Raw genomic sequence first — 18,263 nt, 5'->3', positions numbered from 1 at the left:
GGGCTTATTGTAGCGCCCGCGGTCGTTGTGGTCGCAAACCCGATGTGCTACGGTGCCCGGCGGAATCGCCGACGTTCACGGGACCGGAACCATGCTGCACCCGGAAGACCACGCCGCGTACCTCGCCCGGCACGACTTCTTCGTCCCGCCGGGGGAGTCGTTCACACCCGCCGAGCGCGAACTGCTCACCAAGTACGGCCGGTGGATGGAGGCACTTGTTTCGGGTGCGATTCGGCCCACCACGACGAGCCAGGAGCAGTTCGTCCTGGTCGCCCGGGGCGAGGGTGAGCCGGCCAGCGACTTCGAGCGGGCGTGGGCCAAGGTGGCGCGGGAGCGGGACGTTGCCGCCCTCGTGTCGGACCGGCTGCACGCGCTCCAGACGGCCCGCGCGAAGTCGCTGTTGCTCGACGCCGAATACCGCGACGCCCGGACCGCCGTGCTGGCCACCATCCGCGACCAACTCGACGAGGTGGACGCCGCGTTCGCGGAGCAAATACAGGCCGCCAGTGCCGAGGCCGCGCAGGCGGAGCAGGAGCTGCGGGAACTGGTGCTCTCGCTCGGCCGGAGCGTCGGCGCGGGAGCGATCAAAGTGACGTACCGCTCCCCGCCAGTGACCTGGGACAGCGACAAGCTCGCGGCTTACGCGGAGGAGCACCCCGAAATACTCGCGTTCCGCAAGACGGGCAAACCGTCGGTCGCCCTGCGCTACAGTGACGGTCTGCCCGCTCGGGGGACCGCGGCGAGCGAACTGAGCCCGCCAGAACCACCCGTGCCATCAGCCGAGTAGCCGGCAAGACTTCGGACCGAGTTTAGGGCGGTTCCGGTCTTCCGTGGGTCTGCTCGCTCCGCGGGCGGTCACGAAACCGTGTGGCAAAGCGAGTTGTGGTGTCCGGAGCGCCGCCCGCTGACTCCGCGGGCTACAAGGATAACCGGAACTGCCCGACAACCGACGGTACGCCGACTGGACATCGAGAGGCGGTTCGCTGCCCGTTCGCTACCGAATCGCTGGGTGATCGCTACCACCGAATCCCGGGTCCCAAGACCCGGGCGCGGTTTCCGGTGCCAACCAAGACCCGTTGCGAGACGCACAAGTAGGGTGCGGTAAGTCATTTGGCGGAAATTACTTGTGATTCGGTCGGCCTGTGCGATCGCGATTTGCGTTTCGGTTGACTACCCGGTTTCAGCGGCTTCGCATGGGTCAACGGAAGCGGCCTTTGGACTGCGAGAACTACCAAACGGCGGAAATGGGGCAGGGGAATACCTGATGTGCCAATTGCTCAACCATCGGCGCGACGCTGAACGGGAACGGGTCATTCCGTTTTGGCAAAAGGTCGGGCGGCGCCGAACGCGCCGCGCAACCCCGCGAACCGGCTCAGGCACTGGCGAGCGAGCGGGCGAAGTCCACGAACACGCCGTTGGTCCACCCGAACCCCTGCACCAGTCCGTACAACCCGTGTTCGGGTTCGGCGTGCGGGTCTGCCACGTTGTACTTCTCTGCCAGCGTGCCGGCTTTCGTGAAAGCGTAGGTGCAGGTGTCGCACCACCGCCGCCGCACCTCGTTCGCCTCGGCCTTGAAGCCGTACCGGTCGAGGCCGGTCGCCGCGAGCCACTGGAGCGGCGCCCATCCGTTCGGGTACGCCCACTGCCGCCCGGGGTGGGAGTCGAGCGCGGTCACCAGACCGCCCGGGAGGAGGAACTGCGGCAGCCACCGCTCGACGATCACCTCCGCCTGGCGCTGCGTCGCGAACCCGGCCCACAGCGGGTAGAACCCGGCCAGGGACGCGCACGGGGACCGGCGCTCGGCCTTCCAGTCGAAGTCGAAGAAGAACCCTTGGCCCTCGTCCCACATCAACTCGTTCATGGTCGCGGCGCGCTCTTCCGCGGCCCGCTGCCAGTAGTCCGCCTCGGTGGCCGCGCCGAGCCGCGCGAACGCCCACGCGAAGTCCACCTCGCGGGCGTACAGGATGCTGTTCAGGCACACCGGCAGGAAGTCCATCCAGCGGCCGGCCTCGGCCCCCGGTTCCGTGCCGTCGCACCGCGTGGAGTGGTCCCACCCGCTCTCGCACGACGCCAGGAAGTGACTGTAGTTGATGTCGTGGTACCGCGACAGGCCGCGGTACTTGCGGCGCTCGTGCGGGTGCTTCTCGCCCAGCCAGCACGTCTCGTGCTCGCGCACCCCGAGCCGGGTCATGTGGCGCAGGTACTCGTCGGCGTCGGCGTCGCCGCGGGCCGCCTTCAGCTCGTGCGCGAGCCGGTACATCTTGGTGAAGAACGGCGGCTGGCTCCGGGAAGTGAAGTAGTACCGCGTCCCGTTCGGGATGAACCCGAACCGCTCCACCAGGGCCGCCATGTTCTCCGCGAGGTCGAACACCAGCCACTCGTGCAGGGTGCCGAGCAACCCCAGCGCGCTGAAGTAGCTGTCCCAGTAGTACATCTCCTGGAACAGCGGGCGCACCGGGTCCACCGACGGCACCACGTACGCCCGCGGCAGCCCGATCAGGGTGCCCTCGTCGTGCGGGTGGAACCGGAACAGCCGGTCCCAGAAGGCCGTGACGTACTGGAGCACCGGCTCGTAGGGGGACGGATGGGCCGCGGCCGTCGGTCCCTCGGACGCGCCCCGGTGCGGCGCGGGCGGTTCGGGCGGTTCGGGCGGGGCGGCCGCCTGCCACGTTGCGGTGATCTGTGTGGGCATGGCCATCAGGTTACCGACTCCCATCGCGGCTCCTTACACCACGCGCCGGGCGGCCCGCAGCAGCGCGGCCACCTCCGCGGTCGGGGGCGCCTGGGGCCGCGTGCGGAGCACCGCCAGCGTGTGGTCCTTTAACTCGTACCGTTCCCCGCCCGCGAGCGTTACAGCCGGGGCACAGTCGTCGGCCGTGTCGAACATCAGTTCCCACACGTGCTCGGGGTTCGTTGCCGGAAGCACGAACCGGACCGTTTTTTGGCTCGCGTTCATGATCACCAGCAGCGTATCGCCGCGGATGGGTTCGCCCCGCTCGTCGACCTCGCGGATGCAATCGCCCGCCAGGCGCATCCCGACGCACTTGTGCGGCTCCTCCCACTCCGCGTCGGTCAGCTCGTGCCCGCTGGGGCGGAACCACGACACGTCCGCGACGCCCGCGCCGCGGATCGCGCGGCCCTGGAAGAACGTCCGCCGCTTGAGAACGGGCTGGTCCCGCCAGATTTGCGCAACCGCCCGCGCGAACCGGAGGAATTCCCGGTCGGCCGCCGCCCAGTCGAGCCAGGTCAGCTCGTTGTCCTGGCAGTACGTGTTGTTGTTGCCCTGCTGCGTGTGGCCCAGCTCGTCGCCCGCCAGCACCATCGGCACGCCCTGGCTGAGCATCAGCGTGGCGAACATGTTGCGGCGCTGCCGGGCGCGCCGGGCGAGCACCTTGGTATCGTCGGTCGGCCCCTCGTGCCCGCAGTTCCAGTTGTGGTTGTCGTTACTACCGTCCCGGTTGTCTTCCCCGTTCGCCCAGTTGCGCTTTTGCTCGTAGCTCACCAGGTCACACAGAGTGAACCCGTCATGACAGGTCACGAAGTTGATGCTCGCGTACGGGCGGCGGCCGGTGCGCTCGTACAGGTCGCCCGAGCCGGTGAGCCGGTGGGCGAGAGTCTTGGTGGGCACGTCCCGGCCGGCCCAGAACGCGCGGGCCGCGTCCCGGTACTCGCCGTTCCACTCGGTCCACCCGACCGGGAAGTTGCCGACCATATACCCGCCCGGGCCGATGTCCCACGGCTCGGCGATCAGCTTCACCCGCGACAGCACCGGGTCCTGGTGGATGATGTCGAAGAACGATCCGAGCTTGTCCACCTCGGCCAGCTCCCGCGCCAGGGTGGGGGCGAGGTCGAACCGGAACCCGTCGACCCGCATCTCCTCGACCCAGTACCGCAGGCTGTCCATGATGAGTTGCAGCACGCGCGGGTGCTGCATGTTCGGACTGTTCCCGCAGGCGGTGAAGTCCATGTAGTAGCGCCGGTCCTCCGGCGAGAGGAAGTAGTAGCTGGAGTTGTCCAGCCCGCGGAACGAGAGCGTCGGCCCCATCTGGTTGCCCTCGGCGGTGTGGTTGTACACCACGTCGAGGATCACCTCGATGCCGGCCGCGTGGAGCGACCGCACCATGCTCTTGAACTCGCGCACCGCGGCGCCCGGGTCGCCCGGGTCGGTGCTGAACCGCGGGTCCGGGGCGAAGAACCCCAGCGTGTTGTACCCCCAGTAGTTCGTGAGCCCCTTTTCCATGAGGTGCCGGTCGTCCACGCGGTAGTGGACCGGCAGCAGTTCGACCGCGGTGACGTTGAGCTGCCGCAGGTGATCGAGCGCGGCCTCGGACGCGATGCCTGCGTAGGTGCCGCGCATGCGGTCCGGCACGCCCGGCATGCGCTGCGTGAACCCCTTGACGTGAAGCTCGTAGATCAGCGTCTCGTGCCAGGGCCGGCCGGGCCGGCGGTCACTGTCCCAGGTGAACGCGCCGTCGACCACCGCGGCCAGCGGCGCGAACGCGGAGCTGTCACGGGCGTCGAGGGTGGTGTCGTCGCGGCCGATGGTGTAGCCGAACAGCGCGTCGTGCCACGTCAGCCCGCGGCCCACGGCCTTTGCGTACGGATCAAAGAGCAGCTTGTGGGGGTTGAACCGCAGCCCTTTTTCGGGCTCGAACGGCCCCGCCGCCCGGAACCCGTAGAGCTGCCCCGGGAGGGCGTCCGGGAGGTAGCAGTGCCACACCTGGTCGGTCCGCTCGCGCAACGGGACGCGGGTCTCAACCAGTCCGGGGCCATCAAACAGACACAAATCGATTTCGGTGGCGTGCTCACTAAACACGGCGAAGTTCACACCCACCCCGTCCCACGTCGCCCCCAGCGGATACGGGCGCCCCGGCCACACACGCATGAACGTCTCCTGGATGTCATGGCGCGGACTCCGCGCCAGCGGCGCCCACCGATAGCGAATTCCGTACCGGGGCGCGAGATTCCGAACTCCGATCCGGCGGCACGCCTCGTGCAAATGAAGAGAGCGGCGCGAATGTCGCGCGACTCACCGTTCCCCACCTTACACGCAGCGAGCAAGCATATGGCAATCGAGCAATTGAAAATGGAAGACGTGACCGGTGTCCGAAGCCGCCTCTCGTGGCCCGCAATTCTGGCCGGGGCCATCTGTGCCGTCGCCACGAACCTGGTGCTCACCCTGTTCTTCGGGGCCATCGGGCTGACCATCGCGGAGGCTGGAGTGCGGGCCAACGCGATCGGCGTCGGGGCGCTCGTCGCGGCCCTCCTGAGCATCATCGTCGCCCTGTTCGTGGGCGGCTGGGTGAGCACCCAACTCACCGCCGGCGAGAACGAGCGCGAGGCGGTGCTGTACGGCATCCTCACCTGGGCGCTGGTGGTCGGCTTCTCGCTCGCGCTGGTGGGAATGGGCGCCCGCGCGGGGTACTTCGCGCTCGTGGGCGGATCGATGGTCGCGGCGCAGAGCCCCGCGGCGCAGAACTGGGAACAGTCGGCCCGCGACGCCGGCGTCTCGCAAGAGCGGATCGACGCGTGGAAGGCCAACATGGACCCGAACAAGGCCCGGGAAGCGGCCGCCGACCCCGCGACGCGCGAGCGGGCCGAGCGCGCTGCCATCGGAGCATCATGGGCCGCACTTGTGGGCGTGATGTTATCGATGGCGGCGGCGATCGGCGGCGCGATGGCCGGGCGCGGGGTGGCGTTCCGGTTGCTGTCGACCGGGCGGGCGATCGCAATCGAACGCCGGGAAGTGGCCGTGTCGTGATTGGGAAGCGTGCGCGTCAGCGGGCGCGGCTGACCCGGCGGTTCCGCTCGTTGGCGTGAGCGGCACATCGGTTGCGTTGTTTTTGCCGCTGTCGCCGCTCACCCTCTCTGCACGAGCCATGACGAACGCTACCAGCTCCGTTTGGTCCCTTGATGACCCCGCCCGCTCGGCCGCACCGCCGGGCGGGAGCCCCCGCTACGATGTGTGCGTCATTGGGGGCGGGATTGCCGGCCTCACAACCGCCTACTTGCTCGCGTCGGCAGGCAAGTCAGTAGCCGTTCTTGAGAGCAAACCTGTTGTCGCTGGGGGTGAGACCGAGTTCACCACCGCCCACCTCGCGTGGGTGATCGACGACCGGTTCACCCGGCTCGCGTCGGTCCGCGGGGACGCCGCCGCACAACTCGCAGCGAAGAGCCATCAGGGCGCGATTACCCTGATCGAGCAGATCGCCCAGCGCGAGAACATTGCGTGCGATTTTCAGCGACTCGACGGGTACTTGTTCCCCGGAGCCGACGGCCCTCAAAAAGTGCGCGAGGAGATGCTCACGCTGACCCGGCTCGGGTTGGCGTTCGAGCGGGTGGACCGCGTGCCGCTCCCCGCCCACGACACCGGGCCGGGGCTTCGGTGTCCCGATAACGGTCAGTTTCACCCGTTGAAGTACCTGAGCGGCCTGGCCCGCGCGATCCGACGCCACGGCGGTACGATTCATACCGACGCCTCGGTGGTTAAGGTTGAAAGCGGCAAGACCTGTGTGGCCCATATGAGGGGCGGGCAGCAGGTGGCGGCCGACGCGATTGTGGTGGCGACGAACACGCCGTTCGATTCGGGCCTGTCGCTGCACTTCAAACTTGCGGCTTACACCACATACGCGGTCGCTCTGGAGGCCCCCGCCGGGACCGTCCCCGCGGCCCTCTTTTGGGACACGGAAGACCCGTACCACTACGTCCGCGGGGCGCGGGGCGCTGACGGAACCGACCTCCTGATCGTGGGCGGTGAGGATCACAAGACCGGGCAGGCCCAAGACCAGCAGCAGCGGTGGGAGCGGCTCGAAGCCTGGACCCGCGCGCGGTTCCCGCAGGCCGGCGCGGTGAAGCACCATTGGTCCGGACAGGTGTTCGAAACGCCCGACGGGTTGGGGCTGATCGGCCGCGCCCCGGGGCTCCGGGACAACCTTTACGTCATCACCGGCGATTCGGGAATGGGGATGACGCACGGCACGTTGGGCGCGCGGCTGGTCGCCGACCTCATCCTGGGGCGAACGAACGAGTTCGCCAGCCTGTACTCGCCGTCGCGGTGGATGCCCGCGGCGCTGAAGACGCTGCTCGAAGAGAACGTGAACCTCGCGGCCCAGTACGCGGACTGGCTCACCGGGGGCGAGGTCGCGTCGGTCGCAAGCGTTCCGCCCGGGCACGGCGCCGTCGTGCGGAAGGGGCTGAGCAAGCACGCGGTCTACAAGGACGAGAAGGGACAGGTGCATGAACTGTCGGCGGTGTGCCCGCACCTCGGCGGCGTCGTGCAATGGAACCCGGGCGAGAAGACGTGGGACTGCCCGTGCCACGGGTCGCGGTTCACCTGCACCGGCGAGGTGCAGCACGGGCCGGCGGTCGAAGGGCTGAAGGTGATCGAGAAGAAATAGCCCCGGCCGTGCGGAAGCGGGCCGGGATTTGGACCCTCAACAAGGAGCACGAGATGAGCAAGAAATCCGACGGCAAGGACCCGGAGAAGTCACTCGACCTACCGCCGTACGGCGCGCGGAACCCGGACCCGCTGACCGATCAGCCCGGGTCGCACCCGATCGAGGCCGGGGTCGGCGCCGCGCTCGGCGGGGCCGCCAGCGGCGCGGCGGTCGGGATGGTGCTCGGTCCCCCCGGGGTGATCGCGGGTGCCGTCGTGGGGGCGGTCGCCGGCGGGCTGGCCGGCAAGGGCGTCGGCGAGTTGATCGACCCGACCACCCAGGACAACTGGATCCGCGAGTGGCTGGACCGGCGCGAGTACGAGAAGCAGGCGAGCGACGAGCACGCCGCGCTGGCGTACCGCTTCGGGCTGCAGTCCGAGTTCGAGCACCCGAACCGGACCTTTGACGAAGTCGAGCCCGCGCTGCGGACCAAGTGGCACGACCGGTACGGCGCGGACGGCCCCGACTGGGACGACGTGAGCGGCTCGGCCCGCGCCGGGTACGAACGGATGCACACGTTCCGCACGCGGGCGTGAGCGAACCGCCGGTATGAACTGGCGACCGAGCCGGTGCTGTGCGCATGGTGCCAGTCAATGGCAGTGTCGTGCAGCTCTGGCTGCGCTCGGTCATAGTCAGGGCAGTTTCTTCGACGGGGCGGTTGCGTAAACGGTAAAGAACTGCAACATTTCATAAGGGGTATTGTCGGAACGCACCTCTGTTAGAGAAGCTCCGCCGATCGAAATGGGAGACTGCCAAGGTATCCCTCGGTGAACGGCTTTTACGACGAGTGTGCCGCCGTCTGGAATAGGCGACGTGACATTGAGCCCTGCTTCGTTGAATACTGCCACACGCTTTCCGCCAACAACGGTCGGTATGTCTATAGAGTAGCAGGTCAATTTGATGTCGAGATGCACGTCGCCCGTGAACATGATTTGGGGAGCGAACTTGAACTTGAGTCCCACGTTTGCGGATACGGTTCTTGCTGTGTAGATCTGGGCGCCTTCCTCAGTCGTTGATTCGACATCGGTTACCACGTTCAGATTTTGAAGCGTCTCTGCAGCGCCTATCGCCCTATCAGTTACGACGAGCTGGCGCCGGTGAACAATGGAGCGGCTTTGCTCCGCACCCAAAAGTCCTTTGAGCATTCGCGTTTCCCGCTGACTCAGTTGCCACTGATCGATAATTGCTCCCGCCACGGGCGGCGTGGTGGGTGTCATCCCGGCCCGTTTGCAGAACCCGTCGGGCACATGGACGCACACGGACTGGATCACCACCGACGGCACCGCCTTCGGGTCACGCTTCAGCGCCTCGACCGCGCGCTTGGCCAGCTCTTCATCCTTCGCCCAATCGAGCCCGGTCACCTCGTCCGCGTTGGCCGTCGGCTTGTCTACCGGCTCCTTCGCCAACTCTTTGACCGGCGCCACCGGGGGCGTGGGCGCCGCCACCGGCGGGCCGTTATTCGCCGCCACCGCCCCCAAACCCACTGCTACCAGTGCCATTGACGTCCACGTCAACTTCCGTGCGTGCATGGTCGTCGCAACTCCCTTCGCGAGGACGACCGGCAAAGAACCGCCGGTCACGAAATCGAACACAACACCCGAAGCGCCGAAGGTCAGTGCCGTTGCCAGACGATCTTGTGAGCCACCGATTGCGGCAAAGGTGCGCGACTTCCGAACGCCTCTCCACGATGAACTACAGCACGGACACAGCGGTGCCGATCAACCGCACAAGGTCACCGTCGCCAAACGTTACGGGTTCGTGGACGGCCCGAGCCCCGCTGGGTCGGATGGCATTTTCGGCGGTGAAGCGGGCAGGGCATTCGGATGAGGTCGCGTGATTTTGTCTTGCGGTCCAACTACATCGGCCGTCAGCAGCAGTAACACTTCATATGCCGAGCCGTTATGCTCTGGCAATTCGGTCAATGGGATGCCGCCGATGTTGACAGTGGTCTGTGAAAGGCTACCTTTGTGGCGAGTCCTCACAACAACCGCTCCCCCGTCAATCATCTCCACCAGGAGGTTTCTCCCGTGCAAACTCCTCCGCATCCATGAGGTGTCGTGGAAATTAGCAGGATCTGACAAAATCTCAAGATAGCCTTGGAAATGTTCCACCCCTGGTCCGACAACCACAGTATTGGTTAACTTGACATCCAGAGATGCGGAGCCGTTGGGTAAAAACTTCGGAGCGAACCGGAGCTTGAGCCCCACCTCTACAGGCCGTGTCTTGGTGGTGTAAACCTTGGCCCCACCTTCGGTCGTCGTTTGCACGCTGGTGACCACGTCCAACTTCCGGAGAGATTCCGCGGAAGCCATCTTACCGTCTGCCACGACGAGCTGGTGGCGGTGAACGACGGAACTGTTCCGTTCCGTGGCGAGCAGGCTCTTGAGCATTCGCGCTTCACGCTGGTTTAACTGCCAGCAATCGCCTCCAGGACCCACCAGTGAGTTTTCGGTCAGCCCGGCGCGTTTGCAGAACCCGTCGGGCACATGGACGCACACGGACTGGATCACCACCGACGGCACCGCCTTCGGGTCACGCTTCAGCGCCTCGACCGCGCGCTTGGCCAGCTCTTCATCCTTCGCCCAATCGAGCCCGGTCACCTCGTCCGCGTTGGCCGTCGGCTTGTCCACCGGCTCCTTCGCCAACTCTTTGATCGGCGCCGCCGGAGGCGTGAGCGCCGCCCCCGGCGGGCCGTTGTTCGCTGTCACCACACCCAGCCCCATTGCCCCGAGCGCCACCACCGCCATCGTCCACACCAGTTTCCGCGCGTGCATGGCCGTCGCAACTCCTTTCGCGAGCGTGACCGGGGGCGACGAGGGCGACACGCCACCGGCCAAGAAATCGCACACCAGACAGACCGCTCGGGTGTTCAGATCCGGAGGCACTGCCGTGACCGCCCCGCCACCACCGGACACCAGCGCCGCTGCCACCGCGGGCACCACGCCCCGACGTTCCAGCCGCGCCCGCAGCACCCCCTTGGCCCGGTCCAGGCGCCGGCGCAGGGTGCGCGGGTCGCGCCCCAACTCGGCCGCGGCCTGCTCCTGCGTGTACCCCTGAAGCAGGCACAACACCACCGGTCCGCGCAACTCTTCCGGCAGGCGCGTCAGCTCCTCGTCGAGCGCCCGGATCTGATCTTCCAGGTCGGCCGCTCGGTCCTCCCACGCGACGGGCCGTTCCTCTCCGGATGCTTGTTCGTGCCGCAACCGGCGCGCGGCCATGCGCCGCATCTGTCGCGCGACCCGCCCGGCAACGCCGGCCAGCCACCCGCCCAGCGCGCCGGACGCCCGGGCCGCTCGTAGACGAGTCGCGAGCACCAAGAAGGTGGACTGGAACGCGTCGTCCGCGTCGGCCGGTCCGACCAGCCGCCGGCAGATCCGGTACACCACAGGGCCGTGCCGCCGGACCAGTTCGGCGAACGCCGCTTCGTCGCGCGTTCGACCGAAGCGGTCGAGTAGTTCGGCGTCGGTGACGGGTGCGCCCGAGCGGCGGAGGAGTGTGAGGAGTGTGGCCATCCGTGCCCCTTCATCGGTGGGTGGTGGTCTCTGGTGAGATGTAATGTCCGGCCGCCGTACCGGGCGGACAAGTTTTTTCCGCGTGGCCCCCTGAACTGTCCGGTCGGGAGCTTGGTTGTGGCTTCCATCGCCGGGCGCGAACTGGTAACCTCGTTCGTACCCGCCTGACGAGGTTCTTGTTATGCGCTTCTCCTACCTCGCGCCCGTTCTGCTCGTCGCGACACACGCCCCCGCGTTTGGACAGTCGCAGAAAGAGGCGGTCGATTCTGATCACGCCGCGAAAATGGTGAAGGGCACCGAACTGTTCAAGGCGAGCGTTCGCAATGTGCTCCAGGCCAAATGTGTGAAGTGCCACAGCGGCGAGCGAGTCGAGGGTGAACTCGATATCAACACCCGCGAGTCCCTCCTAAAAGGGGGAGCACGCGGCCCAGGGATCGTCAGCGGTGATCACAAGAAGAGCCTGCTTTACCAACTCTCGGCTCACCTCAAAGAGCCACACATGCCGGAGAACGGGCGCAAGCTCCCGGACGCCGATCTCCAAAAGATTGCCGAGTGGATCGACCTCGGCGCGCCATACGACAAGCCGTTCGTCGCGGTGGACGAGACTGCGTGGACGAGGAAAACCGTCGCGGCCACGGACAAGAAGCATTGGGCGTATCAGCCACTCGCACGGGACGTCCGCAATCCGAAGCCGGAGACCCAAAACCCAATTGACGGGTTTCTGCTCGACAAACTGGAGAAAGCCGGGTTGAAGCCCAACCCCGCCGCGGACCGGCGCACCCTGATCCGCCGCGCGTACTTGGGGCTCATCGGGCTACCGCCTACGCCCGAACAGGTCGATGCCTTCCTGAAAGACACTTCGCCACAGACTTACGAGAAGGTTGTCGACTCGCTGCTCGCGTCCCCGCACTTCGGCGAGAAGCAGGCGCGACACTGGCTGGACCTCGTGCGGTTCGCCGAGAGCCACGGGTTCGAGCACGATTACGACCGCCCCACCGCCTACCACTACCGCGACTTCGTCATCAAGGCGCTCAACTCCGACCTCCCGTTCGACACCTTTACGAAGTGGCAGCTCGCGGGCGACGAGTTCGCGCCGAACGATCCACTCGCGCTGATGGCCACGGGCTACCTCGCTGCGGGCGTCCACAGCACGCAGATCACCAAGAACGAGGCCGAGAAGCACCGGTACGACGAACTCGACGACATCCTCGGCAACATCGGGACGACGTTCCTGGGGCTCACCACCGGGTGCGCGCGGTGCCACGACCACAAGTACGATGCGATCCCGGCGCGCGACTACTACCGGATGCTGTCCGCGTTCACCACCGTCGTCCGAACCGAGGTAGAACTGGACCTCGAGCCCGAGAAGTACGCGAGCCAGAAGAAGGCGTTCGACGCCGCACACAAGCGGTTCACGGACGCTCTGGAGCAGTTCGAACGGGAACAACTGCCGACCCGCTTCGCGACGTGGGAAAAAGAGCAGAGCGGGAAGGCGCTTTCCGGGGCGAACTGGCTGCTGCCACGCATCGGGGCCAGTAAGTCGGCGGGTGGTGCCACTGTCACCGCTCAGCCCGACGGGAGCGTGCTGCTGTCGGGGAAGAACCCGACCACCGAAACGCTCACCTTCGAGCTTTTCACCGACCTGAAAGGCATCAAAGCCTTGCGATTAGAGGCGCTGACGCACGCCGGATTGGTGAAGAGCGGACCGGGCCGGGCCGCCAACGGCAACTTTGCGCTGTCCGACCTGCGGGTGTTTGCGGAACCCATTGCGCAAAAAGAGGCGCAACCGCCGGTTCGGGTGAAGCTGATCGACCCGCGGGCCACGTTCGAGCAAAAGGGGCTCCCGGTGGCCGCCGCGGTTGACGACAACGCAACCAGCGCGTGGGCTGTGGACCCGCAATTCGGGAAGGACCACGCGGCGGCCTTCACGTTCGAGAAGCCGGTGGGCTTCACGGGCGGCACCAGGCTTACCGTGACGCTGTCGTTCAACAACAATACCGGGCACGGGATCGGTCGGCCGCGGTTTGCGGTGAGTGCGAGTGAGAAACCGGACCTGACCGCCCCCGCAACAAGCGAACTCGTTCAAACCGCTTTGGCTCGCCCCGCGGGCGGGCGCACCCCGGAGCAAACGGCCGCGCTCTTGAAGTGGTACGCCCCACAAGATGCCGAGTACCGAAAGCTTCAGAAGGCCGAGCGGGATCACCTTGCGACCGCTCCGAAGCCGAACAAGGTGAAGGCGCTGGTTGCGAGCGAGGGGCTACCGGCGGTCAAGCTGCACACGCAAGCCGAAGCCGAGTTTCTGAACGAAACGCACTTCCTCCGCCGCGGCGACCCGGCTCAGAAAAACGGCGTTGCGCAGGTGTCTTTCCTGCAAACCTTGATGCCCGACGCCGAAGCGCAAACCAAGTGGGTGAAGCCGGCACCGGCGGGAGCACGCCTCAGCTACCGGCGGACGGCGTTCGCCAACTGGCTCACCGATACCGAGAGCGGCGCCGGGAACCTGGTCGCGCGGGTCGTCGTGAATCGGCTGTGGGCGCAGCACTTCGGGCGCGGGCTGGTGGCAACGGTGAGCGACTTCGGGGTGCGCGGGGACGCCCCTTCTCATCCCGAACTGCTCGATTACTTGGCAGCCGAGTTGGTCCGCGGCGGTTGGAAGTTGAAGCCGATTCACAAGCTCATCGTGACCAGCGCCGCGTACCAGCAGAGTTCGGTTCGCGATGAGGCGAAGGTGAAGCTCGACCCCGAGAACAAGCTGGTGTGGCGGCAGCCGGTGCGGCGGCTCCAGGCGGAGGTGATCCGCGACAGCATTCTGGCGGCGGGCGGGCGGCTCAACACCACCATGTACGGCCCGGGCACACTGAGCGAGGAGAGCACTCGGCGCAGCGTTTACTTCACGATGAAGCGGAGCAAGCTGATCCCGGCGTTGGTGGTGTTCGACGCCCCGGACGGCACCGTCGGCGTCGGCGACCGCCCGAACACGACCGTCGCGCCGCAGTCGCTCCACCTGATGAACAACCCGCACGTCCGCGCCGCGGCCTACGGGCTCGCGGCGCGTGCCTCCAACGGCGGCAAGGCAAGTGACCCGGATAGCATCGCCAATGCCTATCAGATCGCGCTGTGCCGCGCCCCCACCAAAGACGAACTGACGGACGGTATCGCGTTCTTGAAGGGCGCGACCGGCGCCGACCGCGAAGCGAAACTCGCCGACCTGTGCCAGGTGTTGTTCTGCCTGAACGAGTTCCTCTACGCGGAGTGACGGTTGAGCGACCCGGCAGCCGAATTCGACGGCCCTTGGAAAGAGGCCCTGGAACAGTACTTCCAGCCGTTCGCCGAACTGCTGTTCCCGGAGGTGGCCCGTGAGATCGACTGGGCGCGGCCGGTCGAGTTCCTTGACAAGGAACTTCAGCAACTCGCTCCCAACGCCGCAACCGGGCGCGGGACTGTGGACAAGCTCGCCCGGGTGTTCACTGCGCAGGGGCGCGAGGAGTGGGTGCTCGTTCATGTTGAAGTGCAGAGCCAGCAGGACGCGGACCTGTCGCAGCGCATGTATCGCTACAACCACCGGTTAGAGGACAAGTACGGTAAAATGCCGGTGAGCGTCGCCGTACTCGGCGACGCCAGTCGCTCGTGGTGCCCGATGGAATTCACCGCCGGACGCTAGGGCTGCGAGGTGCGGTTCACGTTCCCGGTCGCGAAGGTCATGGACTGGCGGGGCCGCGAGGAAGAGCTGGAGCAATCCCCGAACCCGTTCGCCCCGTTTGCGTTGGCGCATCTGAAAACGATCGAAACGAACAACAGCCCGGCGGACCGGCTAGCATGGAAGCTGCGGGTCGTGAAAGGGCTGTACGACCGCGGAACCGGTCCCGCGGAGATCGTTCGCCTGTTCCGGCTCGTCGACTGGATGATGTCGCTGCCCGCACCACAGGTCGCTCAATTCGATGCCGACCTCGACCGGTTCGAGAAGGAGAAACAGATGCCGGTGATCACGCCCCGCGAACAACGGCTGTTGGACGCGGGCGCCGCCAGGGGGCTGCGCAACGGGATCGAGGCCGTTCTCGACCTGCGATTCCGCGCGGACGGCACCTCGCTGATGCCGCGCGTCCAACAGATTACCGACGCTGCGACCCTGGAGCAACTCCTCCAGGCGGCCAAGACCGCCCCCGACCTCGACGCGCTCCGCGCCCTGCTCCCGCCCGAACCACAGGCCTGACCCCGTCACCCGAGAGCCCGCCATGCACACGCTCCCTCGTCTGTTCGCCTCGCCCGATGCTGCCTACCGCACCCGGCGCGAGTTCCTCACCCGAGCCGGGTGCGGGTTCGGGATGCTCGCTTTGGCCGACCTCCTCCGCGCCGAGGAGAAGCGGGCCGAAGACCCGCTCGTGCCCCGGAAGCCGCACTTCGAGGGGAAGACGAAGGCCGTCATCTGGCTGTTCATGAACGGCGGCCCGAGTCACGTTGACACGTGGGACTACAAGCCCGAACTCGAAAAGCGCGACGGGCAGGAGCTGAAGGGCTTCGACCCCAACACCGGGTTCTTCAATGGTCAAGTCGGGCCGCTGATGAAGTCGCCGTTCAAGTTCGCCAAACACGGGCAGTGCGGGAAAATGGTCAGCGACCTGTTCCCACATATGGCGAAGCACGTCGACAAGATGGCGTTCATCCACTCGCTGTGGAGCGACTCGAACAACCACTCGCCGGCGCTGTTCAAGATGAACACCGGGATGGCCCGGATGGGGCACCCGTGCGTCGGGTCGTGGGTCACCTACGGACTGGGGAGCGAAAGCCGCAGCCTTCCGGCGTTCTGCGTGATGTACGACACACTGGGGCGCGGCATCCCGAAGGGGCACGCGCTGAACTGGGGCGCGGGCTTCTTGCCCACTGTGTTCCAGGGCACCGCGTTCAAGCCGCAGGGCGAGCCGATCGACAACCTCAGCCGCCCCAAAGACGTGACCGAGGAGCGGCAACGGAATCAGCTCGACCTGCTCGCCCGGCTGAACCAGAAGGGCGCCGAGAAGCACCCCGGCGAGCCCGACTGGGCCGCGCGCGTCGAGTCCTACGAGCTCGCGTACCGGATGCAAATGGCCGCGCCCGAGGTGCTCGACCTCTCGAAGGAGACCGCCGAAACGAAGCGGCTGTACGGCCTGGACAACCCGAAAGCAACGCACTTCGCCAAGCAATGCCTCACGGCCCGGCGCCTAGTGGAAAAGGGGGTGCGGTTCGTGCAGATCTACTCCGGCGGGATGGAGAACGACCTGTCGTGGGACGGGCACAACAACATCGCGAAGAATCACGGCGGGTTCGCGCAAGAGACCGACCAGCCTATCGCCGCGCTGCTCGAAGACCTCCAGCGCCGGGGACTGCTGGAGAGCACGCTCGTCATCTGGGGCGGCGAGTTCGGGCGCCTGCCGATCGTGCAAAAGGGGAACGCGGGCCGCGACCACAACCCGCACGCGATCACCTTCTGGCTCGCGGGCGGCGGGGCGAAGGGCGGCGTCAGCTACGGAGCGTCGGACGAGATCGGCTTCAAGGCTGCCGAGAACCGTGTGAGTATCAACGACTTCCACGCCACCGTCCTGCACATGCTGGGGCTCGACCACAAGAAGCTGACGTACCGGCACAACGGTCGCGACTTCCGGTTGACCGACGTGGCCGGAACGGTGGTGAAAGACATTTTGGTGTGAAATAAAGAGAGCTTGTGACGCGGAAAATGGTACACGAATTCGCGCGGCGACTCGGCTTCGCCGCCATTGAGCGTGGTCGCACCGTGGTCGGTTCTGCCCCGAAGTGCGGACCGTAGACACGAAACACCGGGCGGCCCAGGCGCGGCTGGATGCCTTTGGGAGTAGCAATCATTCCGTCCGGGGCGAGCGGACCGCCGAGGTGATCAACCGCCCGATGGCGGTCAGGTCGATCGGCTTGACCAGGTGGTGATCGAACCCCACCGAGCGGCCCCGGACCCGGTCCTCATCCCGCCCGTACCCGGTGACCGCGATGATCGTAACGCCCTCACCGCCGGGCGACGTGCGGATCTTCTCGGCCACCTCGAAGCCGTTGAGCTTGGGCAGACCGATGTCGAGGAGCACGGCCTCTGGCCGAAACCCGCTGAACACCTCAAGAGCCTCAACGCCGTCGTAGGCGGTTTTGGTCTCGCACCCGGTCAGTGAAAGAAAGTCCGCCAGCGAGTCGGCCCCGTCGTGGTTGTCATCCACAACGAGGACCCGCAGGCGCCCGCCCGCTTCGACCTCGTTGTCCGTCTCGATTTGGGACGGCGGCGGCTCGGCCAACGGGAGGTGCAACACGGCCGTGGTGCCGGCGCCGAGTCCGTCACTAGTCACCGCAATCCGTCCGCCGTGCAGTTCGACCAGCCCCTTTACGATTGTGAGCCCGACGCCCAGGCCGCCCACGGTTCTGTCGAGTGACCGGTCCGCCTGAACGAACAGATCGAAGACGTGCGGCAGGTCTTCGGGCGCGATCCCCGCACCGGTGTCGGAAACCGTCACCTTTGCTTCGCCCCGATCCGCTTCGGCCCGAACGCGAACCTTGCCCCCTGGCGGCGTGAACTTGAGTGCGTTATCGAGCACGTTCGCGATCGCCTGTTCCAGGCGAACGGCGTCGCCGGAGACGGGTAGCCGCGCGCTTTGCACCTCGATGTCGAGGGCCACGTGCTTCTCTGCGAACCGCGCTCCCATCGCCTCGGTCGCGAGTCGCACCACGTCCGCCGCGTCCATGTGCTCGCACCGCAGCCCGACTTTGCCGAGCGTCACTCGTGACACGTCCAGCAGGTCGTCAATGAGGCGGGCGAGGTGCTTGACGGACCGCTCGGCGACCCCGACGGCGGTCTGCGTGTCGCGATCCCCGGGGTGCCGCAGCTTGAGCACGTGGAGCGTGGTTCGAACCGGGGCGAGCGGGTTTCGCAACTCGTGAGCGAGCATCGCCAGGAACTCGTCTTTTCGCCGCGCCGCCGAATCGCGCTCTGCCAGCAAGTTTCGCACCTCGTACTGCCGCCGGCGGGCGCGAAGTGCCGTCCCGATCGCGGTCGTTAGCGCCCCCAGGTTCATCGGTCGGGTGAATAGCGAAACGTTTCCAAGGGGAGAGAACTCTTGAAGGCGCGTTCCGGCACCGCTCTCGCGTACCACAAGGATGATGGGGAAGTCCGACCACGCCGGTTGCTCCTTGAGCAGGGCGGCGATCTGCGGCGCGGACTCCTGATCGAGGGCCTCCTCGGCGATGATGGCAGCTCCGGCACCGCGGGCGAACTCTTCGTTGAACGCCGGCACCGATGCGACGGCTCGGCACCCGATCCCGGCCTCTCCAA

13 protein-coding genes are annotated in these 18,263 nt (G+C 66.6%); 8 read left to right on the top strand and 5 right to left on the bottom strand.

From position 1 onward, the window contains the following. Positions 1 to 91: 91 nt before the first annotated feature. On the top strand, positions 92 to 787 hold the full coding sequence (gene maoP / locus GobsT_RS26475; protein WP_033198224.1) for a DUF413 domain-containing protein: 696 nt from the start codon (positions 92 to 94) through the stop codon (positions 785 to 787). A 585-nt stretch (positions 788 to 1,372) separates the two neighbouring features. Here maoP and GobsT_RS26470 read toward each other — a convergent pair. Together GobsT_RS26470 and glgX are read right to left on the bottom strand one after the other, a co-directional pair. Beyond that, entirely contained in the window at positions 1,373 to 2,716 is a 1,344-nt protein-coding gene (locus tag GobsT_RS26470; protein ID WP_010039078.1) for a trehalase family glycosidase, read from the bottom strand. 9 nt (positions 2,717 to 2,725) lie between these two features. Beyond that, a complete protein-coding gene (glgX, locus tag GobsT_RS26465) occupies positions 2,726 to 4,885 on the bottom strand; it encodes a glycogen debranching protein GlgX (protein ID WP_010039082.1) in 2,160 nt (719 codons plus the stop codon). A 180-nt stretch (positions 4,886 to 5,065) separates the two neighbouring features. Here glgX and GobsT_RS26460 point away from each other — a divergent pair, with 180 nt between their 5' ends. The 3 genes from GobsT_RS26460 (at position 5,066) to GobsT_RS38185 (ending at position 7,972) form a co-directional block, all read left to right on the top strand. Then, complete coding sequence (locus GobsT_RS26460; RefSeq protein WP_010039086.1) at positions 5,066 to 5,761, top strand: hypothetical protein; 696 nt, start codon at positions 5,066 to 5,068, stop codon at positions 5,759 to 5,761. Between the two features lie 118 nt (positions 5,762 to 5,879). Beyond that, positions 5,880 to 7,397 carry an FAD-dependent oxidoreductase gene (locus GobsT_RS26455; RefSeq protein WP_071529275.1) on the top strand — a complete coding sequence of 506 codons (1,518 nt, stop codon included), beginning with the start codon at positions 5,880 to 5,882 and terminating at the stop codon, positions 7,395 to 7,397. Between the two features lie 53 nt (positions 7,398 to 7,450). Further along, positions 7,451 to 7,972 carry a hypothetical protein gene (locus GobsT_RS38185; protein ID WP_157506677.1) on the top strand — a complete coding sequence of 174 codons (522 nt, stop codon included), beginning with the start codon at positions 7,451 to 7,453 and terminating at the stop codon, positions 7,970 to 7,972. Positions 7,973 to 8,068: 96 nt separating this feature from the next. Here GobsT_RS38185 and GobsT_RS26445 read toward each other — a convergent pair whose 3' ends face one another. After that, the gene (locus tag GobsT_RS26445) at positions 8,069 to 9,028 is read right to left on the bottom strand and encodes a hypothetical protein (protein WP_010039091.1); all 960 of its coding nucleotides are present in this window, start codon (positions 9,026 to 9,028) and stop codon (positions 8,069 to 8,071) included. Between the two features lie 156 nt (positions 9,029 to 9,184). After that, complete coding sequence (locus tag GobsT_RS26440) at positions 9,185 to 10,948, bottom strand: sigma-70 family RNA polymerase sigma factor (protein ID WP_010039092.1); 1,764 nt, start codon at positions 10,946 to 10,948, stop codon at positions 9,185 to 9,187. A gap of 181 nt (positions 10,949 to 11,129) precedes the next feature. Here GobsT_RS26440 and GobsT_RS26435 point away from each other — a divergent pair, with 181 nt between their 5' ends. The 4 genes from GobsT_RS26435 to GobsT_RS26420 are packed head-to-tail and all read left to right on the top strand — an operon-like array spanning position 11,130 to position 16,629. Further along, complete coding sequence (locus GobsT_RS26435) at positions 11,130 to 14,204, top strand: PSD1 and planctomycete cytochrome C domain-containing protein (protein WP_010039094.1); 3,075 nt, start codon at positions 11,130 to 11,132, stop codon at positions 14,202 to 14,204. Positions 14,205 to 14,207: 3 nt separating this feature from the next. Next, on the top strand, positions 14,208 to 14,609 hold the full coding sequence (locus GobsT_RS26430; RefSeq protein ID WP_050790255.1) for an RpnC/YadD family protein: 402 nt from the start codon (positions 14,208 to 14,210) through the stop codon (positions 14,607 to 14,609). A gap of 9 nt (positions 14,610 to 14,618) precedes the next feature. Beyond that, positions 14,619 to 15,158 (top strand): hypothetical protein, encoded by a 540-nt coding sequence (locus GobsT_RS26425; RefSeq protein ID WP_050790256.1) that lies wholly within the window; start codon positions 14,619 to 14,621, stop codon positions 15,156 to 15,158. 22 nt (positions 15,159 to 15,180) lie between these two features. Beyond that, the gene (locus GobsT_RS26420) at positions 15,181 to 16,629 is read left to right on the top strand and encodes a DUF1501 domain-containing protein (protein WP_010039095.1); all 1,449 of its coding nucleotides are present in this window, start codon (positions 15,181 to 15,183) and stop codon (positions 16,627 to 16,629) included. Between the two features lie 168 nt (positions 16,630 to 16,797). Here GobsT_RS26420 and GobsT_RS26415 read toward each other — a convergent pair whose 3' ends face one another. After that, positions 16,798 to 18,225, bottom strand: a complete 1,428-nt coding sequence (locus GobsT_RS26415; protein ID WP_010039100.1) for a hybrid sensor histidine kinase/response regulator — start codon at positions 18,223 to 18,225, stop codon at positions 16,798 to 16,800. Positions 18,226 to 18,263: the final 38 nt, after the last annotated feature.

Source organism: Gemmata obscuriglobus, assembly GCF_008065095.1.
In the GTDB taxonomy this organism is placed as follows: Bacteria; Planctomycetota; Planctomycetia; order Gemmatales; family Gemmataceae; genus Gemmata; species Gemmata obscuriglobus.
The sequence above is the reverse complement of the archived record's forward strand: the minus strand, read 5'-3'. Positions and strand labels throughout refer to the sequence as shown.

Bases quoted from the DNA above. Each gene is read 5' to 3' on its own strand.
- maoP (WP_033198224.1), top strand. From the start codon at position 92: ATGCTGCACCCGGAAGACCACGCCGCGTACCTCGCCCGGCACGACTTC.
- GobsT_RS26470 (WP_010039078.1), bottom strand. From the start codon at position 2,716: ATGGGAGTCGGTAACCTGATGGCCATGCCCACACAGATCACCGCAACG.
- glgX (WP_010039082.1), bottom strand. From the start codon at position 4,885: ATGCGTGTGTGGCCGGGGCGCCCGTATCCGCTGGGGGCGACGTGGGAC.
- GobsT_RS26460 (WP_010039086.1), top strand. From the start codon at position 5,066: ATGGCAATCGAGCAATTGAAAATGGAAGACGTGACCGGTGTCCGAAGC.
- GobsT_RS26455 (WP_071529275.1), top strand. From the start codon at position 5,880: ATGACGAACGCTACCAGCTCCGTTTGGTCCCTTGATGACCCCGCCCGC.
- GobsT_RS38185 (WP_157506677.1), top strand. From the start codon at position 7,451: ATGAGCAAGAAATCCGACGGCAAGGACCCGGAGAAGTCACTCGACCTA.
- GobsT_RS26440 (WP_010039092.1), bottom strand. From the start codon at position 10,948: ATGGCCACACTCCTCACACTCCTCCGCCGCTCGGGCGCACCCGTCACC.
- GobsT_RS26435 (WP_010039094.1), top strand. From the start codon at position 11,130: ATGCGCTTCTCCTACCTCGCGCCCGTTCTGCTCGTCGCGACACACGCC.
- GobsT_RS26420 (WP_010039095.1), top strand. From the start codon at position 15,181: ATGCACACGCTCCCTCGTCTGTTCGCCTCGCCCGATGCTGCCTACCGC.